Origin of the sequence: Ensifer sp. ENS11, from assembly GCF_014851895.1 — a bacterium.
GTDB classification, from domain to species: Bacteria; Pseudomonadota; Alphaproteobacteria; order Rhizobiales; family Rhizobiaceae; genus Ensifer; species Ensifer canadensis.
In genome coordinates, this window is record NZ_JACVAN010000016.1 from 25,646 (window position 1) to 45,514 (window position 19,869).

Sequence of the window (19,869 nt, forward strand, 5' to 3'; positions counted from 1 at the left end):
TCTAACATGATATATGATATATGTCACTTACAAAAATGGAGGAGCGACGTGAATCTTGCACTGACAAAGTCGGATGTGGCGGCCATTCGGAGCCGGCTTGCCATCAGGGGGCAGGCCTTCATCGACGGCCGTTTCGTCGATGCGGCATCGGGGGAGACGTTCGACGACATCTCACCGCGCGACGGCAAGGCGATCGCGCGCGTCGCGGCCGGCGATGCGGAAGATATCAATCGCGCGGTGAAGGCAGGGCGGCGCGCCTTCGAGGCGGGCGTCTGGCGCGACCGGTCGCCAAAGGAGCGAAAGAAGGTGCTCCAACGCTTCGCCGCGCTATTCGAAAAACACATGGACGAGCTCGCCGTGCTCGAAACGCTCGATATGGGCAAGCCAGTTTCCGAAAGCCGCAACATCGACGTGAACGTCGTGCTCGACACGTTGCAATGGTATGCCGAGTGCCCCGACAAGCTCTATGACGAGATTGCGCCCACCGGTCCCGGTCAACTCGCGATGATCACGCGCGAGCCGATCGGCGTTGTCGGCGCGGTCGTGCCGTGGAATTTCCCCATGCTGATGGCGACGTGGAAATTCGCGCCGGCGCTCGCCATGGGCAATTCCGTCGTGCTGAAACCGGCGGAGCAATCGCCGCTGACGGCGATCCGGTTGGCGGAGCTTGCGTCCGAAGCGGGCATTCCGGACGGCGTCTTCAACGTAGTGCCCGGCTTCGGCCCGACGGCGGGCAAGGCGCTCGGCATGCACATGGATGTCGATTGCCTCGCCTTCACCGGGTCGGGCGAAGTAGGAAAACTGTTCCTGCAATATGCCGGCCAGTCGAACATGAAGCGCGTCTTCCTCGAATGTGGCGGCAAGTCGCCGAACATCATCCTTGATGACGTTCCCGAATTGCGGGTCGCGGCGGAGCGTGCGGCAACGGCGATCTGCTTCAACCAGGGGGAAGTTTGCGTCGCGCCGTCGCGCCTGATCCTCTCCAGGCGCATCCAGGAGCAGTTCCTTGACATCGTCGTCGAGACAGCGAAATCGATCCGCCCCGGCGATCCGCTCGATCCCGCGACGAAACTCGGCGCACTGGTGGAAAGCAGCCATCGTGACCGCGTCGAAGGCTACATCGCCAAAGGCAAGGCGGAAGGCGCGCGGCTTGTTCTGGGCGGCGACCGGCCGGGCGATACGCCGGATGGCTACTATCTCAACCCGACGATCTTTGCCGATGTCAGTAATGACATGACCATTGCCCGCGAGGAGATTTTTGGTCCTGTCCTTTCCACCATCACGGTGGAGGACGACGAGGAAGCCGTGCGCGTGGCGAACGATACGTCCTACGGCCTTGCCGCTGCCGTCTGGACGCGCGACCTGTCACGGGCGCACAAGATCGCGCGCAAGCTCCGGGCCGGTACGGTCTGGGTGAACTGCTACGACCACGGCGACGCTACAGTTCCCTTCGGCGGGTTCAAGCAATCCGGCAACGGGCGCGACAAGTCGCTGCACGCGCTCGACAAGTACACGGAACTCAAGACCACGTGGATCGAGCTTTGATCCTCACGGGGCGGCTTCGGCCGCCCCTTTCGCTTCCAGCCAGTCGACCATTACGACGCCCACGCCTATATCGGCCTGGATGGCGCGCCGTGCACCGTCCGCGTCGCGCGCAGCAAGCGCCCGAAGCACGTCATAGTGGCCATGTTTGCCGCTGACGAGGACGCGGGGAGGAGTGTGGAGGTGATAGAGATGGATAAGCGGCCCCATCTGCGCCCACATGCCTTCAATGGTCGCATAGAGCATCGGCATTCCCGCCGCCTCGGCGAGCTTGAAATGGAACTCGCGGTTGACGCGCGAGGCTTCCAACGGGTCGCTGGCGGCGGCAGTGGTGAAATCGGCCTGCAGGGCTTCGAGTGCCGCAAGGCTTTTTGCCGATATCTTTACAGCCGCCTGCGCTGCCGCCTCGCCCTCGAGGTGGTGGCGGATCACCTGGATTTCGCGCAGTTCGGAAGGTGTGAGGCTGCGGACCTGAATGGAGGTCGCAGCGCGCATCTCCAGCGCGCGCTCGGTGACGAGACGGAAGATCGCCTCACGGACCGGCGTGATGGAAACGCCGAGCTGGTCCGCAAGGCTTGCGATCGTCAACCGTTCGCCGGGTTCGTATCGTCCGTCCATCAGGGATGAGCGAATGGTGCTGTAGACCTGCTCGGAGAGATTTCCCTTGTTGATTTTCGGTAACTGGCTCATCCGACGACCTGTGACGTTTCCGCGAATCTGGCGTTCAGGCGCCAGCCCGACACATGCGCATCAAGCGTTCGATGGCGCAAGCGGCTCCAGCCCACGCAAGATATCTGAAGCCTTCTCTCCGATCATTATCGCTGTCGCATTCGTATTGCCCGAAATCAGTGTGGGCATGATGGAGTTGTCCACAACTCGTAGATTGCGCAGGCCGTGCACGCGGAGTTCCGGATCGACCACCGACATCGCGTCGCGGCCCATCCGGCAGGTGCCGACCGGGTGATAGACCGTCTTGCCCTTGGAGCGGATATAGGCACCGAGCGCCGCATCGTCGTCGACAGCCTTACCGGGATAGGCCTCGCCATCCTCGACGAAGCCGGCGAAGGAGGGTTGCGCGAGGATGCTGCGGGCGAGTTTCAGCGCCTTGATGGAAAGCCGCATGTCCTCCGGCGCCGTGAGGTAGCGCGGATCGACCAGCGGGTGAGCGGCGGGATCGGTGGACTTCAGCCGGATCTCGCCACGGCTTTCTGGCCTGAGCACGCAAGGGTTCACGGTGGCGCCGGCGCGTTTCACCTGCTCCTGGTCGCTATCCATGAAGACGATGGGGACGAAATGCATTTGGATGTTCGGTTCGGCCTCCATGTCGTCGACATTCATGAAGGCGCAGGCCTCCGTCACATTCGACATGACCGGCCCGGACTTGAAGAGCAGGTATTGCAGCCCGTTTTTGACGGAGCGGAAGAAGCTGTCCTCACCGTAGTAGCCGTATCGCCCGGTGCAGAACCGGATGGCCGGAAACTCGAGATGATCCTGGAGGTTCTGGCCGACGCCTTCCAGGCGGTGTTTTACGGCAATGCCGTGCCGACGCAGTTCCGATTCCGGGCCGATGCCGGACAGCATCAGGAGCTTGGGTGTCTGGACCGCGCCGCCGGCAAGGATGACCTCCTTGTCGGCCTGAACCGTCTCGATCTTGCCGTTGCGGACATATTCGACCCCGCTTGCGCGGTCGCCTTCGAAGAGGATGCGTGTGACGAGGCAGCCCGTGCGGATCTCGAGATTTCCGGATTTCATGGCCGGTCGCATATAGCCGACGGCAGCGCTGCATCGGCGGCCATTGCGGGTCGTCGTCTGGTTGAAGCCGACGCCGCGCTGGCGCGTGCCGTTGAAATCCGGGGTGTAGGGAATGCCGGCTTCCTGGGCGCTGCGCACGAAGGCCCGCGTCAGATCGCTCACCTGCCGGAGGTCCGAAACACCGAGCGGACCGCCGATGCCATGATAGGCGTCGGAAAGCCGGTCATTGTCTTCCGCCCGACGGAAATAGGGCAGGACGTCGCTGTAGCCCCAGCCGTCGGCGCCGAGCCGTGCCCAGTCGTCATAGTCGCGGCGCTGGCCGCGAATGTAGATCGCCGCATTGACCGAGCCGCCACCGCCCAGTACCGCACCCTGTGGCATCACGGGCGCGCGGTCGTTCAGGGCCGGCTGCGCCTCCGTCTTGTAGTGATAGAGAAGGTCGGAATCGAGCAGCTTCACGAAGCCGGCCGGAATGTGGATCAGCGGATTGCTATCGCGCGGGCCGGCCTCGATCACCAGCACTTTGCCGACATTGCCGAGCGCCAGACGACCGGCCAGCGCACTGCCCGCCGAGCCGCCCCCGACCACAACATAATCCACCATTTTTTCCTCCCAGGTCGTTATTATCATATATCATATATCTATTGATCTTGCGAAGCGCCGTCAATGTGTTGGGGTGAAGCTTGGCTACTTTTCGGATCAAATGGGCGATGGGAGCAGGGGGCACACGTTGCCCCAATGGGACGTGCCTTCATTGCGTGCGGAGAACGCGGCTCTCAAGCTCCGTCATCGAGGACAGCCAAAACACGCCTTCCGGCGGGGCACTGTGGCTGTGCGGCACGAAAACCGTTTCGATGTCGGCCGCCAGCGCTGCGGCAGCACCACTGCCGCTGTCTTCCACGATCAGGCATTCGCTGGGCTCGACGCCTAGCAGGTAGGCCGCCCGGAAATAGCCCTCCGGATGCGGCTTGCCGAGGCGGACGTCGTTGCGCGCGACGGTCACGAGCCCCGGCCGCACCAGCCCGGCTGCGCGGAGGTTCACGTCGACAATGGCGCGGTCGCTGTTGGAGACCACGGCCTGCCCTATGCCGGCGGCCGCGAGGCGGTGCCAGGTCTCGACGGCATCCTCATAACCCCTCAGCCGCTCCGACGCGCGGAAATAGTGGTGATGCTTGCGCTGCTCCCATATCAGCGGATCGGCTTCGAGCCCGAAATCCCGCACGATGATGTCGTAGATTTCGTCGGCCGAGCGGCCGACGACCCGCTCCTTGAGATCCGGGGGAGGCAGCAAGCCTGTTTCCGCCATGGCGCATCCCAAGGCCTCGACCGCGATGTCCTCGCTGTCGACGAGCGTGCCATCCATGTCCCACAAGACTGCTTTGATCATATGTCGATGTCGCTTTCCAAGAGAAGCCGGAACGGTGTCCGGCGAGGCCGCCTTTGCAGGCGGTGTGGCGCGTCCGGGCGGGATTTCTCTCGATCGCCGACGCAAAAAATAAAAATCATTTTTTTCGGTATTGTGCAATAACGAATTTCATTCTATCTGTTGGTCACGGTAGGAAATTCGATTGGAGGGACGCATGAATTTGACTGGAGCGGACGTTGTTGCCCGGATTGCGGCGGCGCGCATCTTGCCCGTCGTCGTGCTGGAGCGAGCCGAAGACGCGGTGCCCCTGGCCCGTGCGCTGGTCGAGGGCGGATTGCCGGTAGCGGAGGTGACTTTCCGCACGGGGGCTGCGGCAGAATCGCTGCGGCGCATCCGCGCCGAGGTTCCCAACATGCTGCTGGGCGCCGGCACGGTTCTGACGGGCGAGCAGCTCAAAATGGCCGCGGCGTCAGGCGCGCAATTCATTGTCACACCGGGCTTTAATCCCGCGATCGTCGCTGCTGCACAAGCACTGGGTCTTCCGATCGTGCCCGGCATCAACAATCCGACCGGCGTCGAGCAGGCCATGTCTTTCGGGCTGGAGGCGGTCAAATTCTTCCCCGCCGAGCCGAGCGGCGGCGTGCCCTTCCTCAAGGCGTTGACAGGCCCTTATCCGGCCATGCGCTTCGTGCCGACGGGCGGCATCGGTCCCGCAAATCTGGCGAACTACCTCGCTCTTCCTGCGGTTCTCGCCTGCGGCGGGTCCTGGATGGTGGATGCAAAACTCGTCCGGGAGGGACGGTTTGACGAAATTTCGAGGCTGACAGGGGTGGCCGTCGGCCTCGCCCGAAGGGCCTGAAACGGTTTCATCGATAATCTGAACGCGCCTCGAGAGGGGCACAAAAACGGAGGTTCCAATGCCCAGCAACACCCTGTCGGAGGGGCTATCCCTCAAGGGGAAATCCTGCATCATCACCGGTGCAGCGTCCGGGATCGGCGAAGCCGTCGCCCGCATCTACGCCCAGAACGGCGCAAAGGTCGCCATGATCGATTTCGATCGGGAGCGCCTGACGCGTGTCGCCGGCGAGATCAAAGCTGAGGGCGGTACGGTGCTACCGATCTACGCCGACGTTTGCGAGGAGGAGACGGTCCGCGCGTTCTTCAAGCAGGTGCATGAGGCGTTCGGTTCCGTCGATGTCGTCGTCAACTCCGCGGGGCGCGACAGCCTTGCCCCGCCGGTCACCCGCGTGACGCTGGAGGAATGGAACAAGACAATCGGCCCGAACCTGACGGCTGTCTTCCTCTGCTGCCGCGAAGCCTTCATCTATATGGAACAGCAGGCCGAGGGCGGACGCATCATCAATATGGGCTCCTCGTCGACCCGTGTTGCCTCCGGCCCTGGCCACAGCCCCTACCGCGCCTCCAAGCACGGCATGCTGGGCTTCTCGAAAAACATTCTCCTCGAAGGCAAGGACAAGAAGATCGGCGTCACCGTTCTCAATCCAAGCCACGTGAAGACGCCGATGACCGAGATCATCGACCAGGGCCTCTACGACGGCAATCTGGAAGCCTATGTCGACGGCTGGCTCGACGAGAAGGAAATCAAGGAAGGCATCCATGCTTCCTGCATCGATGTCGACAACGTCGCCTGGCTCGCCCTCTATGTCGCGACCCGCACGCCTGACGTCACCATCCCGACCATCTCGCTCTACCCGACCCACAAGGTGCACCGCTACGGGATGGAGGTATAAGCCATGAAGGCCGCCGTGTATCAGGGCAAGGGCCGGATCGCTCTGGAAGAGCGCCCGCGTCCGGTGCTGCGGGATGACGAGGTTCTGATCCGCGTTTTCGCAGCCTCGATCTGCGGCACGGACCTGAAAGTCCTTCGCGGCGGCCATTTCCGTGTCGGCGAAAACGACACGCGTGTTCTCGGCCATGAGCTTGCCGGGGAAATCGTTGAGGTCGGCCGGCATGTCGGGCATTGGAAGAAGGGGCAGCGGGTTTCGGCGGTGCCGAACATCGGCTGCGGCCATTGCGAGATGTGCCGCCGCGGGCTCAATAATATGTGCCCCGACTACGAGGCCTTCGGCATCGATATCGACGGCGGGTTCCAGCAATACATGACCGTCACGGCCAAGGCCCTTTACGGCGGCAACCTCTTCGAGATACCGGCCGGCATGAGCTACGAGGAGGCCTCGCTGGTCGAACCGCTCTCCTGCTGCTTCAACGCCTGGAAAGACCTTGTCGTGACGCCGGAGGACCGCGTCCTCATCCTCGGCACGGGTCCGATCGCCGGCCTGTTCCTGCAACTGGCGAAAGCCTACGGTGCAAGGCAGGTCATCGTGGTCGGCCGAAGGGCGGAACGTCTGGCGGAAATCGCGCCGCAGGGTGCGACCGATACTGTGGATTCGAGCCGGGTCGATGTGGTGGAGGAGGTGCTTAGGCTGACGGGTGGCCGTGGCGTCGATGTCGCGCTCACCTGCGCGCCGGCGCCCGAGCTTCAGGTGCAGGCGATCGCCTGCCTTGCCCGTCTCGGCCGCATGAATTTCTTCTCCGGCCTCAACAAGGGAACCAAGGTCGAACTCGACACCAACAAGGTGCACTATTGGGGCCTGAAGCTGCTTGGCTCGACCGGGTCGAGCATCGAGGACTATGCCCGGGCGCTGAAGCTGGTGGAAACCGGCAAGATCCGCGTGACCGACGTCGTCACCCATCGCTTCGGCATGGCGGACGCTGTTGACGCCTTCGATCATGCGCTTTCGGGCAAGGGCATGAAGACCATCATTTATCCTCAGGAGGAGAGCCTGCAATGAAGGCGGCTGTATTGCATGCACCGGGGGATCTGCGCGTCGAGGACGTGCCTGTGCCGGAGATCGGACCGGACGAAGTTCTCGTCGAGGTGAAGGCCGCCGGCATCTGCGGCTCGGATATCGGCCGTGTCATGACGACCGGCACCTATCGTTTCCCAACCATTCCGGGCCACGAATTCTCAGGCAGGGTGGAGCGGGTCGGTTCCGACGTCTCCCATCTCAAGCCGGGCGACCGCGTGGCGGTGGCGCCGCTGATGCCGTGCCGCACATGCCAATGGTGTGAGGCCGGCAAATTCCACCTCTGCGACGACTACGATTTCATGGGCTCGCGCAGCGACGGCGCCTTTGCGCAATATCTCTGCGGGCCTGCAACGAACGTGCTGAAGGTGCCCGACAGCGTGTCCTACGAGGTTGCCGCGACGATCGAACCGGCGGCCATCATCCTGCACGGCATCCACAAGCTCGACCTGAAGCTCGGCGATGCGGTGGCGGTGGTCGGCTGCGGCGCGCTCGGCTATTTTGCCCTGCAGTTTGCGAGGCTTTCCGGCGCACGGCCGTTGATCGCCGTTGATGTGGACGACGACAAGCTGGAGCTTGCGCGCAGCATCGGCGCCGATCTCTGCCTCAACCCGACGCGCGACGACGTGCTCGCCCGCGTCCGTGAGGCTACGGGTGGGCGTGGGGTTGCCGTGTCGCTGGAATGCGCGGGGTCCGCGCCGGGGCGGGATCTTTCGATCATGGTCGCGGCCAAGCAGGGCGCCGTCATGCTCTATGGCACCGCCTATGGCGACGTCACCTTCGCGGAAAAGGCTTTCGCCAAGATCGTGCGCGAAGAATTGCAGGTGATCGGCTCGTGGAATTCCTATTCCTTGCCGTTCCCCGGCAAGGAATGGTTTGACATCATTGGTTTGCTTGGCGACGGCCGCCTGACGGTCGAGCCGCTGATTACCCACCGGGCGACGCTTGAGGAGGCGCCGTCCATTTTCAAGGCACTGAAGGACCGCAGCTTCGGCAGGTATCACAAGATCCTGTTCAAGCCGAACGATTGACGCATGCGGGGGAGGAACGAATGGTTGAGCGTTATGTCATGGCAATGGACGAGGGAACGTCCAGTGCAAGGGCCATCCTTTTCGATCGGGGAGGCAACATCGTCTCGCTCGCGCAGCGCGAGTTCCGGCAGATCTATCCGCGGCCCGGCTGGGTAGAGCACGATGCCAACGAGATCTGGGCGACCCAGCTTTCCGTTGCCCGCGAGGTGATGCACAACGCTGACATATCCGCTGCCGAGGTGGCCGCCATCGGCATCACCAACCAGCGCGAGACCTGCCTGATCTGGGACCGTAAGACCGGCGTGCCGCTGCACAATGCCCTCGTCTGGCAGGACCGGCGCACCGCCGGCATCTGCGACCAACTGAAGGCGAGGGGGCTCGAACCCTATGTGAAGGAGAATACCGGCCTCGTCATCGACGCATACTTCTCTGGCACAAAGCTCGCTTGGATCCTCGACAACACGCCGGGCGCCCGCCGCCGTGCCGAGCGTGGCGAACTTGCCGCCGGCACCATCGATACCTGGCTCATCTGGAACCTGACCGGTGGCCGCGCCCATGTAACGGATGCCTCCAACGCTTCGCGCACGCTGCTGTTCAACATCCGGACAGGCGACTGGGACGAGCGTCTGCTTGAAGAACTCAACGTGCCCCGCGCGATCCTACCCGAAGTGCGCGACTCCTCAGACGTCTACGGTCTCACCGATCCGGATCTTTTCGGCGGAGAGGTTCCTGTCGCCTCATCGATCGGTGACCAACAGGGGGCGCTCTTCGGCCAGTCCTGCTTCCAGACGGGCATGGTCAAGGCCACCTACGGAACCGGCGGCACGCTGCTGATGAACACTGGAAACCAAATCCGCTCCTCCGACAACGGCCTGTTGACCACAGTCGCCTGGCGGCTCGGCGGTGAACTCGAATATGCCCTTGAAGGCACCCTGTTTTCCGTCGGCTCGGTGGTGCAGTGGCTGCGCGACGAATTGAAGATCATCCACAGCGCGTCGGAGACGGAAGCTGCGGCGATGGACGTGCCGGATACCAATGGCGTCTACATCGTCCCCGCCTTTACCGGCCTCTCCGCGCCGTTCTGGGATCAATATGCCCGCGGCACCATCGTTGGCATCACCCGCGGGGCCAACCGTAACCATCTCATCCGTGCCTCGCTGGAATCCATGGCCTACCAGATTCGCGACGTCATCGACCGCATGGAGGCCGATTCCGGCATCGCGCTCGCGGAACTGAAGGTGGATGGCGGTGCCGCGATGAACAACTTCGTCCTGCAGTTCCAGGCCGACCAGCTGGGCGTGCGTGTGATGCGTCCGAAGGTCATCGACACGACCGCGCGGGGTGCTGCGTTCCTCGCAGGCCTTGCCGTCGGCTACTGGAAGGACAAGGCTGAACTTCACACCGCCTTCGCGCTGGACAGGGAGTTCACGCCGTCTGTCGAACGGGCGATGGCGGATACGCTTTACCGAGGCTGGTGCCGCACCGTGGACCGGTCGCGGGACTGGGCCGAACACGACTAGGGAACGTCTGTCATGACTTACACACCAGCAAGCCGGCGCACGATGTATTTCATCGGCGTTACCACCGGCAAGTCCTCGATCATGAAGGTCTTTCCGGCGTGGTCGACCCATCTCGGCCTGGATGCCGAGATGAAGGGCGTCGATTTCGCGCCGAACTCGGAGCCATCAGCCTATCGCGGCGCCGTGGCGTTCATCAAGCGCGATCCGCTGTCGCTCGGCGCGCTGGTGACGACCCACAAGGTGAACCTGCTGAAGGCGTCGCGCGACCTGTTCGACGACCTCGATCCCTATGCCGAAACCTTGCACGAGATCAGCTCGATCTCCAAACGCGGTCAGCGTCTGGCCGGCCACGCCAAGGACCCGATCACCGCTGGCGCGAGTTTCGAGGCGATTGCGTCGGAAGGGCACTGGGCCGCGACAGGGGCGACGCTCTGCATCCTCGGCGCCGGCGGCTCCTCGCTCGCCCTGTCGCTCTACCTGCACAACAAGAAACGTGCCGGGGGCGACACGCCACAGCGGATCGTCGTGACGGCGCGGCGGGAGGCTTCGCTGGCCGAGATGCGTCATGTGCATGGCGAGATCGGTTTTTCCATTCCCATCGAATACTGCCTTGCGCCAACGCCGGCGGAGGCGGACGCGGTGGTCGCCGCCCTTCCGCCGGGCTCCATGGTGGTCAACGCGACCGGTCTCGGCAAGGACGGCCCGGGCTCGCCGCTCACTGACGCGGTGCGGTTCCCAAGGGACGGTCTCGTCTGGGAATTCAATTATCGCGGCGACCTCGTCTTCCTCGATCAGGCACGCGCCGCGGCCAGGGATCGCAACCTCATAGTCCACGATGGATGGGTCTACTTCATCCATGGCTGGACCCGCGTGATCGCGGAAGTCTTCGACATCGACATCCCCATGTCCGGGCCGGACTTCGACGAACTGAGCCGCATCGCCCGCGACGCCACAGCCTGAAAGGAACAGACATGACCGTTTTGCCAAGCCTGCACGAATTCAACCTCAACAACGGCCTGAGCTCGACCCGCGAGCCGATCCGCCGCACGCTCTCCAAGATGAAGGGCATGTTCCACGACGAGGCGGCCTTCGATGCTGAGCTCGCCAAGGGCGACAGCCTGCTCTACGAATTCTACGACATGGGCGTTCCCGACAGCGAGAAGGACGTCGCCTACGGCACGTCGATCACCTATCCGGGCAAGGTGGGCGACGAGTATCACATGACCAAGGGCCATTTTCACACGGTCATCGACACCGCCGAGGTCTACTACTGCCTTCGCGGCCATGGCTACATGATGATGGAAACGCCGGAAGGCGAGACGCAATGGCTGGAGTTCCTGCCGGGCAAGGCCGTCTACGTGCCCGGCCGCTGGGCGCACCGCTCGATCAACGTGCATCCGACCGAGCCGCTCGTCACCTTCTTCGCCTTTCCGGGCAATGCGGGCCACGACTACGGCACGATCGAGAGCAAGGGTTTCCGCAAGCTGATGGTCGAACGTGACGGCAAGCCGACCGTCATCGACAATCCCCGCTGGAACGGCTGAGCGGGCAAGCACGATGACCGGTAAGATCGCAGTCACGCCCCGTTCGCTGTCCGGCGCGGGCCATCCTGTCCTGTCGCGCCTGATGGAGCGGGGGTTCGAAATCGTCTATCCGGCGCCGGGCCGGATGCCCTCGGAGGAGGACCTGCTTCGCAGCATTCCGGGTTGCGTCGGCTGGCTTGCCGGCGTCGAGCCGATCAGCGTGCGCGTGCTTGATGCGGCAAGCGGCCTGCGGGTCATCAGCCGCAACGGCACGGGCGTCGACAATATTGACATTCCGGAGGCGCAGGCCCGCGGGATAACGGTCGAGCGGGCAACGGGCGCCAATGCCCGCGGTGTGGCGGAGCTTGCCATCGGCCTTCTGCTTGCTGCCTCGCGCCATATTCCCTGGTCGCACCAGCACCTCAGCCAGGGAGAATGGCGCCGGCGCATCGGTTGCGAAGTAAAGGGCCGCGCGCTCGCGGTCGTCGGCTGCGGCGCGATCGGCCGAGAGGTGATCGACATGGCACTCGGCCTCGGCATGGAGGTCGTGGGCTACGATCCCTATCCCGATCCCCGGTTCGTGCGCGCCGGCTTCCGCTACGCAGGCCTGGAGGAGGTGCTCCGCGATGCGGACGCCGTCAGCTTCCATTGCCCGCCCGGGGAAAGGCCCATCCTCGACGCGGCGATGCTGGGGCAGATGCGCAAGGGCGTCATCGTGGTCAACACGGCGCGTGCCGAGCTCATCGAGGACGGTGCCATGCTGGCAGCACTCGAAAGCGGACAGGTTTCCACGCTGGCGACTGATGTCTTCCACAAGGAGCCGCCCGTAGCCTCGGCGCTGCTGAGCCACGAACGCGTCATCCTCACGCCCCATGCCGGCGGTTTTACCGAAGAGAGCGTCGACCGCGCCACCAGCGTCGCCGTCGATAATCTCCTGAAGAACCTGGTGTGCCCATGACGAACTTGGAGACCCGCCCCCTTGCTGGCGTCGACCGCCTCGAGACAGGCGACGGCGCAACGCTGGCCTGGCTCGGGCAGGCGGGTTTCCTGATCGCACAAGGCGGATTGCGTATCGTCATCGATGCTTATCTCTCGGATTTTCTTGCGGAGAAATACCGCGGCACACGTTTTCCGCACACCCGCATGATGCCGCCGGTCATTGCGCCCGGCGCGCTGACCGGCATCGACTGGCTGCTCTGCACCCACGGCCATACGGACCACATGGACCCCGGCACGATCCCGGCCCTGCTTGCCGCCAATCCCGGTGCCCGCGTCCTGGCGCCCCGAGCGGAGCGCGCGCGCGCCATCGAACGGGGCACGCCCGAGGACCGGCTCGTGCTGATCGATGCAGGGGAAACCGTCGATCTCGGCGGCGTGTGGGCGACCGCCACCCCTGCGGCGCATGAAGACCTGCGCAGAACGGAAGACGGCTACCTGTTTCTCGGCTACGTGCTCACCGGCGGTGGCGTCACGCTCTGGCATTCCGGTGATACGATCCCGTTTCCCGGCCTTGCGGAATGGCTGATGCCGTTTCGCGTCGATCTTACCCTGCTGCCGGTCAACGGCCGCGACGCGGAGCGCGCGGAAAACGGCGTGCCCGGCAACCTGACGCTCGAAGAGGCGGTGGCGCTTGCCGACGCGATCGGCGCGCGCGCCATGCTCGGCCACCATTTCGGGCTTTTCGATTTCAACACGCTCGATCCCTTCGACGGCGCGCGGCGCCTCGCCGGTCTATCACCGCGCGCAGACGTGCTTCTTGTCGAGGTGGATACGGCGTATCGCATTCCCCCGATCGTCCGTGCGCCTCTGTCGGTGCTGATCGTCTGCCGCGGCAATATCTGCCGATCGCCGACGGCCGACGGCATCCTGCGCGCCGCCTTGCCGGGGCATCGGATCGACAGTGCCGCCATCATGGACTGGAACGTCGGCAAGCCACCGCATGGCGAGACGATCTCGGTGGCGGCGGGCCAGGGCATCGGTCTCAACACGCTGGTTGCGCGCCAAATCCAAGAGACAGACTTCGAGGAATTCGACTTGATCCTCGGCATGGACGATCACAACATGGCGGCGATCCGCGCACTGCAACCTGCGACGGGCAGGGCGCGGATCGGGCGGCTCGGCGCATTCGCGGCGCCCGGCGAGGAAACCAGCATCATCGACCCGTGGGGCGAACCCCGCGCGACCTTCGAGGCCGTCTTCGATCAGATCAAGACAGCCTGCGACCGGCTTGCGCAGTTCGCCCGCGCGGGCTGCACGATTAACAGGGAGAGGAAATAGGACCATGGATTTCGGGATAAACGGCAAGATCGCCATCGTGACAGGCGGCGCAACCGGCATCGGCTATGCCATCGCCAAGACTTTCCATGACGAAGGCGCGGTCGTCGTCATCAACGGCCGCGATCAGGCCAAACTGGACAAGGCCTGCGCCTCCATCGGCCCGCGCGCCCACGGCGTCGTTGCCGACCTGATGGCGGCGGAGGGCGCGACACGGCTTTCAGACTTCGCCGGCAAGCTCGGCCCGGTCTCCTTCCTTGTCAACAATATCGGCGTTTTCGACGTCAACGACTTCTTCGAGGTCAGCGACGAGCGCTGGATGGAGTATTTCCAGCACAACCTGATGACGGCGATCCGCATCTCCCGCATCGTCATGAAGGACATGCTGGCGCGCAACGATGGCAGCATCGTCTTCATCTCTTCGGAAGCGGCGATCCGTTCAATCGGCAACATGGTGCCCTATTCGACCACGAAGACGGCCATGCTCGGCCTCAGCCGTTCGCTCGCCGAATTGACGCGCGGCACCAATGTTCGGGTGAACAGCTACATGCCCGGCAGCACGGCGACGGAATCGGTCGAGACCTATTTCGCCGACCTCGCCGTCCAGCAGGGCAAGACGGTGGAGCAGGCGCTTGCCGATTTCTACCGCGACGTCCAGCCGTCAAACCTCACGCAGAAGCTGATCGATCCGGCGATGCACGGGCGCGGCGTCGTGCAGTTGATGACGAACCAGGCGATGAACGGTCTCTGCCACCGCGCCGACGGCGGCACTATCCGCTCGATTTTCGGCTGATGGTTTGAGGGAGGAAGACATGAGCGGCAAACTCGGCATCCACAGTCTTGTCTTCACCGATGACTGGTCGCCCGCGGCAGCGGAGGCGAGCTGCCGCGCGGCCGCCGAGATCGGCTTCGAACTGATCGAGGTGCTGCTGTTCGACCCGGCCGACCTCGACATTCCGCTGACCAAGCGGGCAGCGCGGGAGGCGGGGCTGGAGCTCCGCCTCGGCATGGCGCTCGGCCTCGACGCGGATATCGCCTCTAGCGATCCGGACATCGCCGCGCGGGGCGAGGCCAGCGTCGCCCGCTGCCTGGATATCGCCGCGGAGCTGGAGGCGCCCGCCGTCTCCGGCATCACCTATGCGGCCTTCGCCAACTATTCGGCGCCGGCCACGAAAGCGCAGCGCACTCAGGTCGCGGCAAGCCTTGCCCGTCTCGACCGGCGCGCCGGCGAACTTGGCGTGCGTCTCGGTCTCGAGCCGGTCAATCGCTACGAGAGCTATCTCGTCAACACGCTGGACGAGGCGGCGGACCTGATCCGCGCGTCCGGCGGTTCGAATCTCTTCATCCACATGGATACGTTCCACATGAATATCGAGGAGGGCGATATCGCGGCTGCGATCCACCGCAACGCCTCCCTGCTCGGCTATGCCCATGTCGCCGACAGCAACCGTGGCCTGCTCGGCGGCGGGCATTTCGACGTGCTTGGCTATTGCCGCGCGCTGGAATCGGCCGGCTATCGCGGAGACCTGACGGTCGAGGCCTTTTCCTCCAAAATGCTCGGTGAAGGATTGGTCGGCGGGGTGCGCTTGTGGCGGGAGGCGTGGCGGGATTCGCTCGTGGCGGCGAAGGCCGCCTACGACGTCTTGCGCGTGGCGCGGGCAAGCGCACGGGCCGGATGCACCGTCTGGTAACAAAAAAGAATTTCATTTTCTCTTCGTTGCCGGTTATAGAATTGCGACGACGCAACCGGAGTGATGGGCCGATGGAGAGCTCAACGGACAACAGGCAATCCATCCTCATGCGGATTCGATGGAAGGCGGGGTACATGAACCCCGCACTGCGCCGGATCGCGGACAGGGTATTGAAAGCGCCCGAGGAGATAAAGTCGATATCCATCAAGGATCTGGCGTTGCAATGCGACGTGTCGGAATCGACCGTGACCCGCTTCGTGCGCGAAATCGAGGTTCCGAGCTTCCAGCAGTTCAAGATCCTCATCGCCGAGGAATTGTCGCAGGGCACGGCGGTTTCCCAGCCGCCGTTGGAACGCCATGTCTATGAAGACATCACCGATGAGGACGACGTTGCCTCGGTGCTGTCCAAGGTGGCTGCCCGCTATGCGATGACGGTGTCCGACACGCGGGCAGGGCTTGCCGAAGGGGAGGTGGAGCGCGCTGTCGCTGCAATAGAGGAGGCGGACGTGCTCGGTTTCTTCGCGATGGGCGCCTCGCTGCTTTGTGTGGAAAATGCGCTGCTCCGGTTCATGCGGGTGGGCAAGCGCTGCCTGTTCTTCCGCGATCTCGGCATCCGGCAGATTTCCACTTCGACGCTCGGCCCCAAGTCGCTGGCGATCGGCGTCTCCAATTCCGGGCGCACCATCTCGACGGTCGACAGCCTCCAGCAGGCGAAACTGCGGGGCGCGACGACGCTCGCGATCACGTCCTTCCCGGACTCGCCAATCGTCCGGCACGCCGATATCTGCCTTTTCACGCCCACGGTCACCGGTGTCGTCGGGCCGGGCGAATACCATGAATCGATGGTGTCGAAGATCGCGCAGTTGCAGGTCATCGACGTGCTCTACTCGCTCTATGCGGTGCGCAATTTCGGCCGCGCAATGGAGGGGCTGGAGCGCACCTCCGATGTCACCGCCCTGACCCGTTACTGAAGGAAACAAGATGTCCGATACCTCGTCGCGCCTGGCCACCGCCGAACGCGCCGCGCGCGCGGCCGGCCGTCTGCTGCTCGCCCATTACGGTCGCCGCGATGGGCTCGCCATCGAGCAGAAGGGGCTGAATGACTTTGTCTCCAACGCCGACCGCGAGGCGGAAGAGGCGATCGCCGCCATTCTCACGCCAGCCTTCCCGCAGGACGGGTTTCTCGGCGAGGAGACGGGGGCGTCCGCGGTCGAGGGCGCCGAATTTGTCTGGTGCGTCGATCCGCTCGACGGTACCACCAATTTCTTGAAGGGTGCCCATAATTGGTGCGTGTCCATCGGTCTCTGGTCGAAGGGCGAGCCCGTTCTGGGGGTGATCTACGATCCCCTGCGCGACGAGCTCTTTGCCGGCGCGGACGGGGTTGCGACCACCGTCAACGGTGTGCCGGTTTCGGTCAGCGCTATCGACAGTCTCGACCGGACAAGACTTGGCATGGGCCATAACCATCGCGTGCCGCCGGCGGATTTTGCCGCCGATGCCGAGCGTCTTTTCTCCGCCGGCGGGAGTTTTTCGCAGGTCGGTGCGGGTGCCCTCATGCTGGCCTATGTGTCGGCAGGTCGGGTGGATGGGTATTTCGAGCGCCACATGTGGTCTTGGGATGCGGTTGCGGGTCTCGCGCTCATCAAGGCGGCAGGTGGGCGTCTTACGCGCTATCCGGCCGGTGGTACTTCGCTTGCCACAGGCGGCCTCGTGCTGGCGAGCGGACCGGGCCTGTTCGGCGCTCTTTCCGACCTGTTCGATATTGCCTGAAGGCAGTCTTCCGATAATTCGAAGACCGGCTCTCTTCTCTCCATGATATTGATCCCACTGGCTTTTCAAGCCAGCTACGGCGCTCGCGCGCTATCGGATCGATGGGAGAGACTTCATGAAGGACGGAATGTTTGTCTTTGATGCTGCGGTTCATTGCCAGGATTTCAGCGATGGTCAGATCAAGGACGGGAGCGATGGCAGGCGTGTGCGCATCCTGCGCGAACAACTGACCGGGTTCATCAACCTGACCGGGCGCCGCGGGCCCCCACCGGAAACCAAGACCTTTTCCAACCCGGATCTCGACTGGGCCGTCGACATGCTGTTCGGCAAGGCCGACACGGACATGGCCTGTGCTTGTTCGGTGCCGCTGTTTTCCCATTGGCGTGCCGGCCTCGGCCCCGTCGAACTCAGCCATGCGCTCGCGCAGAAGGACCCGGCCCGCATCGTGCTGACCGGCGGGGTCGATCCGGTCTATCACGGCCTCGGCCCGGCGCTGAAGGAGATGGAGCGACAGGTGCACGAACTCGGCGCCGTCAGCTTCAAGTTCTATCAATATCAGTCGCGCGGCTGCGCCTGGCGCGCCGACGACCGGGACATCGCCTATCCGCTCTGGGAAAAGGCGCTCGAACTTGGCATCAAGATGGTGCAGTTCCACAAGGGTTTTCCACTGGAGCTCGGCCCGGTGGAGGCCTTCAAGCCGAACGACATTCAGTATGCCGCCGCCGATTTCCCGGAGCTGAATTTCGGCATACACCACCTGGGCGACCCCTATGTGGACGAAACCATTTCCATCGCCAGCCGCTTCGAGAACGTCTATTTGATTCTGCCGTTGTGGTTCAATCAGTACTACCTGCAGCCCTACAAGATGCTGGAACGCCTTGGCGAAGCGCTGCTCTACGTCGGCTCGGAGCGCATCTGCTACGGTTCCGAAGCGTTCATCTGGCCGCATGTGCAGACCTATATCGACACGCTCGCCAATCTCGTCATGCCCGATGAGCTTCAGGACAAATACGGCTATCCGGAGATCACCCGCGAGATGAAGGAAAACATCCTCGGAAAGGCGTTCGCGCGCGGCATGGGGATCGATCTGGAAGCCAAGAAGCGCGAACTGGGGCTCGTCTGATGATCGATCAGCACACTCTCGAAGCGGCCCTCGATCGGGCGCGCCCTCTCATTCTGGGCCACGGTGGAGACATCGAGGTCACAGCGGTCACCGAAGAGGGTGTCGTCTGCGTCGCCCTTGCAGGTGCCTGCCGCGCCTGCCCCAACCTCGCCATGACCTTCGTCGGCCCGGTGCGCAGCTACCTCATGGCAGTGCCGGGCGTCTCGGAGGTCCGCTGTGAACAGGTGAAGGCCGGGCCGCGCGCATTGTCGCGGCTCGCAGGCCTTCTGCACGCGTATCCCTATCCCGCCAACTGACGGACCCTGTGCCGCCTATCCCGAAAACGAAAAGCCCGGAAGATCGATACGCGATCTTCCGGCCTTTTCTTGTGCTGGCCTCAAAGTTCAGGGGATGATGCGTTCCGCGCGAAGACGGTCGAAGACGTCGATGAAGGACTGTTCGGTGTCCTGGAAGTCGGTGAAGCCGAGTGCGCGGCTCTTGGTCATGGAGTGCAGGCATTCCATCGGGCGGCCGAGATCAAGGTCCGTGTGCCACGGCGAGGCGAGCCGATCGAGGGCGTTGGGCTGCAATCCGTGCTCGGCGATAAGCGCTTCCCATTGCGGGCCGAGGTCGCTCATTCGCTCCGTCAGCGAGTTGTATTCACCGGGATAGGCGGCCTGCACACCAAAATAGTCGGCGATGCGCTGCCACAGCTGCTCCCAGCGGAAAACGTCGCCGTTGGTGGCGTTGAAGGCCTCGTTTCGCGCGTTGGGCTCGGTGGAGGCCCAGACGATGTGCCGGGCGAGTAGGCGCGCGTCGGTGATGTCGTTGATGCCGTGATAGGCGGTCGGTGTGCCGGGAAAGACGAAGGGCTGACCGGTCGCCTTGCAGATAGAGGCATAGGTGGCGAGCGTCGCGCCGATGTTCATGAGATTGCCGACCGCATAGCCGATGATCGTGTGCGAGCGGTGGATCGACCAGCCAAAACCATGGCGCGCGGCATAGTCCATCGCGACGTCTTCCAGTTCGTAATAGAAATTCTTCTTTTCGAGCCGCGGCGCGTCTTCCCGGAAAGGCGTGACCGGTGTTACCTTGCCGTAGTCCTCGAAGGGGCCGAGATAGTGCTTGGTGCCGGTGACGACCGCGACGTGCTCGACGGTTCCAGCCGCCACCACGCCATCGAGCAGGGTGCGCAGCATGCCGCCGTTCAGACTGATGTTCTCGTCCTCGTTCCGGCCGAGCGTCCAGGTGCAGTAGTAGACATGGGTTGGCTTGAGGTCGGCGAGCGCCCGGAGCGCAGCCGCGCGGTTGAGAAGGTCGACGGCGTGTGAACGCATATAGGATGCGCCGGCTGGCGGACGGCGGCTGAGGCCGGTAATTTCCCACCCGCCGATGTCGTGCAGGTGTTCGGCCACGTTGAGTCCGACAATGCCGGTGGCGCCGGCGATGAGTGCCCGTTTCTGATACATG

General features: G+C 63.6%; 20 protein-coding genes. 16 read left to right on the forward strand and 4 right to left on the reverse strand.

Going from position 1 to position 19,869, the window contains the following annotated elements:
* Window positions 1-6 precede the first annotated feature (6 nt).
* The gene (locus tag IB264_RS24680) at window positions 7-1,545 is read left to right on the forward strand and encodes an aldehyde dehydrogenase (RefSeq protein ID WP_081789096.1); all 1,539 of its coding nucleotides are present in this window, start codon (window positions 7-9) and stop codon (window positions 1,543-1,545) included.
* A gap of 3 nt (window positions 1,546-1,548) precedes the next feature.
* Here IB264_RS24680 and IB264_RS24685 read toward each other — a convergent pair whose 3' ends face one another.
* The 3 genes from IB264_RS24685 to IB264_RS24695 all read right to left on the reverse strand — a co-directional run bounded on the left by IB264_RS24685 (window position 1,549) and on the right by IB264_RS24695 (window position 4,681).
* The gene (locus IB264_RS24685) at window positions 1,549-2,232 is read right to left on the reverse strand and encodes a GntR family transcriptional regulator (protein ID WP_025431205.1); all 684 of its coding nucleotides are present in this window, start codon (window positions 2,230-2,232) and stop codon (window positions 1,549-1,551) included.
* Between the two features lie 60 nt (window positions 2,233-2,292).
* Window positions 2,293-3,897 carry a GMC family oxidoreductase gene (locus IB264_RS24690; protein ID WP_192434265.1) on the reverse strand — a complete coding sequence of 535 codons (1,605 nt, stop codon included), beginning with the start codon at window positions 3,895-3,897 and terminating at the stop codon, window positions 2,293-2,295.
* Window positions 3,898-4,045: 148 nt separating this feature from the next.
* On the reverse strand, window positions 4,046-4,681 hold the full coding sequence (locus IB264_RS24695) for an HAD family phosphatase (RefSeq protein ID WP_025431203.1): 636 nt from the start codon (window positions 4,679-4,681) through the stop codon (window positions 4,046-4,048).
* 193 nt (window positions 4,682-4,874) lie between these two features.
* Between IB264_RS24695 and IB264_RS24700 the strand changes: the two genes are divergently transcribed.
* The 15 genes from IB264_RS24700 to IB264_RS24770 all read left to right on the forward strand — a co-directional run bounded on the left by IB264_RS24700 (window position 4,875) and on the right by IB264_RS24770 (window position 18,716).
* Complete coding sequence (locus IB264_RS24700) at window positions 4,875-5,519, forward strand: bifunctional 4-hydroxy-2-oxoglutarate aldolase/2-dehydro-3-deoxy-phosphogluconate aldolase (RefSeq protein ID WP_025431202.1); 645 nt, start codon at window positions 4,875-4,877, stop codon at window positions 5,517-5,519.
* A gap of 58 nt (window positions 5,520-5,577) precedes the next feature.
* Window positions 5,578-6,411, forward strand: a complete 834-nt coding sequence (locus tag IB264_RS24705; RefSeq protein WP_025431201.1) for an SDR family oxidoreductase — start codon at window positions 5,578-5,580, stop codon at window positions 6,409-6,411.
* A 3-nt stretch (window positions 6,412-6,414) separates the two neighbouring features.
* Complete coding sequence (locus IB264_RS24710) at window positions 6,415-7,473, forward strand: zinc-dependent dehydrogenase (protein ID WP_025431200.1); 1,059 nt, start codon at window positions 6,415-6,417, stop codon at window positions 7,471-7,473.
* Window positions 7,470-8,519, forward strand: coding sequence for a galactitol-1-phosphate 5-dehydrogenase (locus IB264_RS24715; RefSeq protein WP_192434267.1), 1,050 nt, complete (start codon window positions 7,470-7,472; stop codon window positions 8,517-8,519). The genes IB264_RS24710 and IB264_RS24715 overlap by 4 nt, the downstream gene beginning before the upstream one ends.
* Window positions 8,520-8,539: 20 nt before the next feature.
* The gene (gene glpK / locus IB264_RS24720) at window positions 8,540-10,039 is read left to right on the forward strand and encodes a glycerol kinase GlpK (protein WP_025431198.1); all 1,500 of its coding nucleotides are present in this window, start codon (window positions 8,540-8,542) and stop codon (window positions 10,037-10,039) included.
* 12 nt (window positions 10,040-10,051) lie between these two features.
* Window positions 10,052-10,999, forward strand: a complete 948-nt coding sequence (locus IB264_RS24725) for a shikimate dehydrogenase (protein ID WP_025431197.1) — start codon at window positions 10,052-10,054, stop codon at window positions 10,997-10,999.
* An 11-nt stretch (window positions 11,000-11,010) separates the two neighbouring features.
* Window positions 11,011-11,583: a glucose-6-phosphate isomerase gene (locus IB264_RS24730; protein ID WP_018325461.1), complete on the forward strand. Its 573-nt coding sequence runs from the start codon at window positions 11,011-11,013 to the stop codon at window positions 11,581-11,583.
* A 13-nt stretch (window positions 11,584-11,596) separates the two neighbouring features.
* Window positions 11,597-12,520, forward strand: a complete 924-nt coding sequence (locus tag IB264_RS24735; RefSeq protein ID WP_025431196.1) for a phosphoglycerate dehydrogenase — start codon at window positions 11,597-11,599, stop codon at window positions 12,518-12,520.
* Window positions 12,517-13,839, forward strand: coding sequence for an MBL fold metallo-hydrolase (locus IB264_RS24740; protein ID WP_025431195.1), 1,323 nt, complete (start codon window positions 12,517-12,519; stop codon window positions 13,837-13,839). The genes IB264_RS24735 and IB264_RS24740 overlap by 4 nt, the downstream gene beginning before the upstream one ends.
* A 4-nt stretch (window positions 13,840-13,843) precedes the next feature.
* Entirely contained in the window at window positions 13,844-14,629 is a 786-nt protein-coding gene (locus tag IB264_RS24745; RefSeq protein WP_025431194.1) for an SDR family NAD(P)-dependent oxidoreductase, read from the forward strand.
* Window positions 14,630-14,648: 19 nt separating this feature from the next.
* Window positions 14,649-15,527, forward strand: a complete 879-nt coding sequence (locus tag IB264_RS24750) for a sugar phosphate isomerase/epimerase (RefSeq protein ID WP_025431193.1) — start codon at window positions 14,649-14,651, stop codon at window positions 15,525-15,527.
* A gap of 107 nt (window positions 15,528-15,634) precedes the next feature.
* On the forward strand, window positions 15,635-16,498 hold the full coding sequence (locus IB264_RS24755) for a MurR/RpiR family transcriptional regulator (RefSeq protein ID WP_256435871.1): 864 nt from the start codon (window positions 15,635-15,637) through the stop codon (window positions 16,496-16,498).
* A gap of 10 nt (window positions 16,499-16,508) precedes the next feature.
* Window positions 16,509-17,297: an inositol monophosphatase gene (locus IB264_RS24760; protein WP_113568908.1), complete on the forward strand. Its 789-nt coding sequence runs from the start codon at window positions 16,509-16,511 to the stop codon at window positions 17,295-17,297.
* Between the two features lie 115 nt (window positions 17,298-17,412).
* On the forward strand, window positions 17,413-18,420 hold the full coding sequence (locus IB264_RS24765) for an amidohydrolase family protein (protein ID WP_113568910.1): 1,008 nt from the start codon (window positions 17,413-17,415) through the stop codon (window positions 18,418-18,420).
* Window positions 18,420-18,716, forward strand: coding sequence for a NifU family protein (locus IB264_RS24770; RefSeq protein ID WP_025431189.1), 297 nt, complete (start codon window positions 18,420-18,422; stop codon window positions 18,714-18,716). Before IB264_RS24765 ends, IB264_RS24770 begins: the two co-directional genes overlap by 1 nt.
* A gap of 87 nt (window positions 18,717-18,803) precedes the next feature.
* Here the strand turns inward: IB264_RS24770 and IB264_RS24775 are convergent, their stop codons facing one another.
* Window positions 18,804-19,868 (reverse strand): SDR family oxidoreductase, encoded by a 1,065-nt coding sequence (locus tag IB264_RS24775; RefSeq protein WP_113568912.1) that lies wholly within the window; start codon window positions 19,866-19,868, stop codon window positions 18,804-18,806.
* Window position 19,869: the final 1 nt, after the last annotated feature.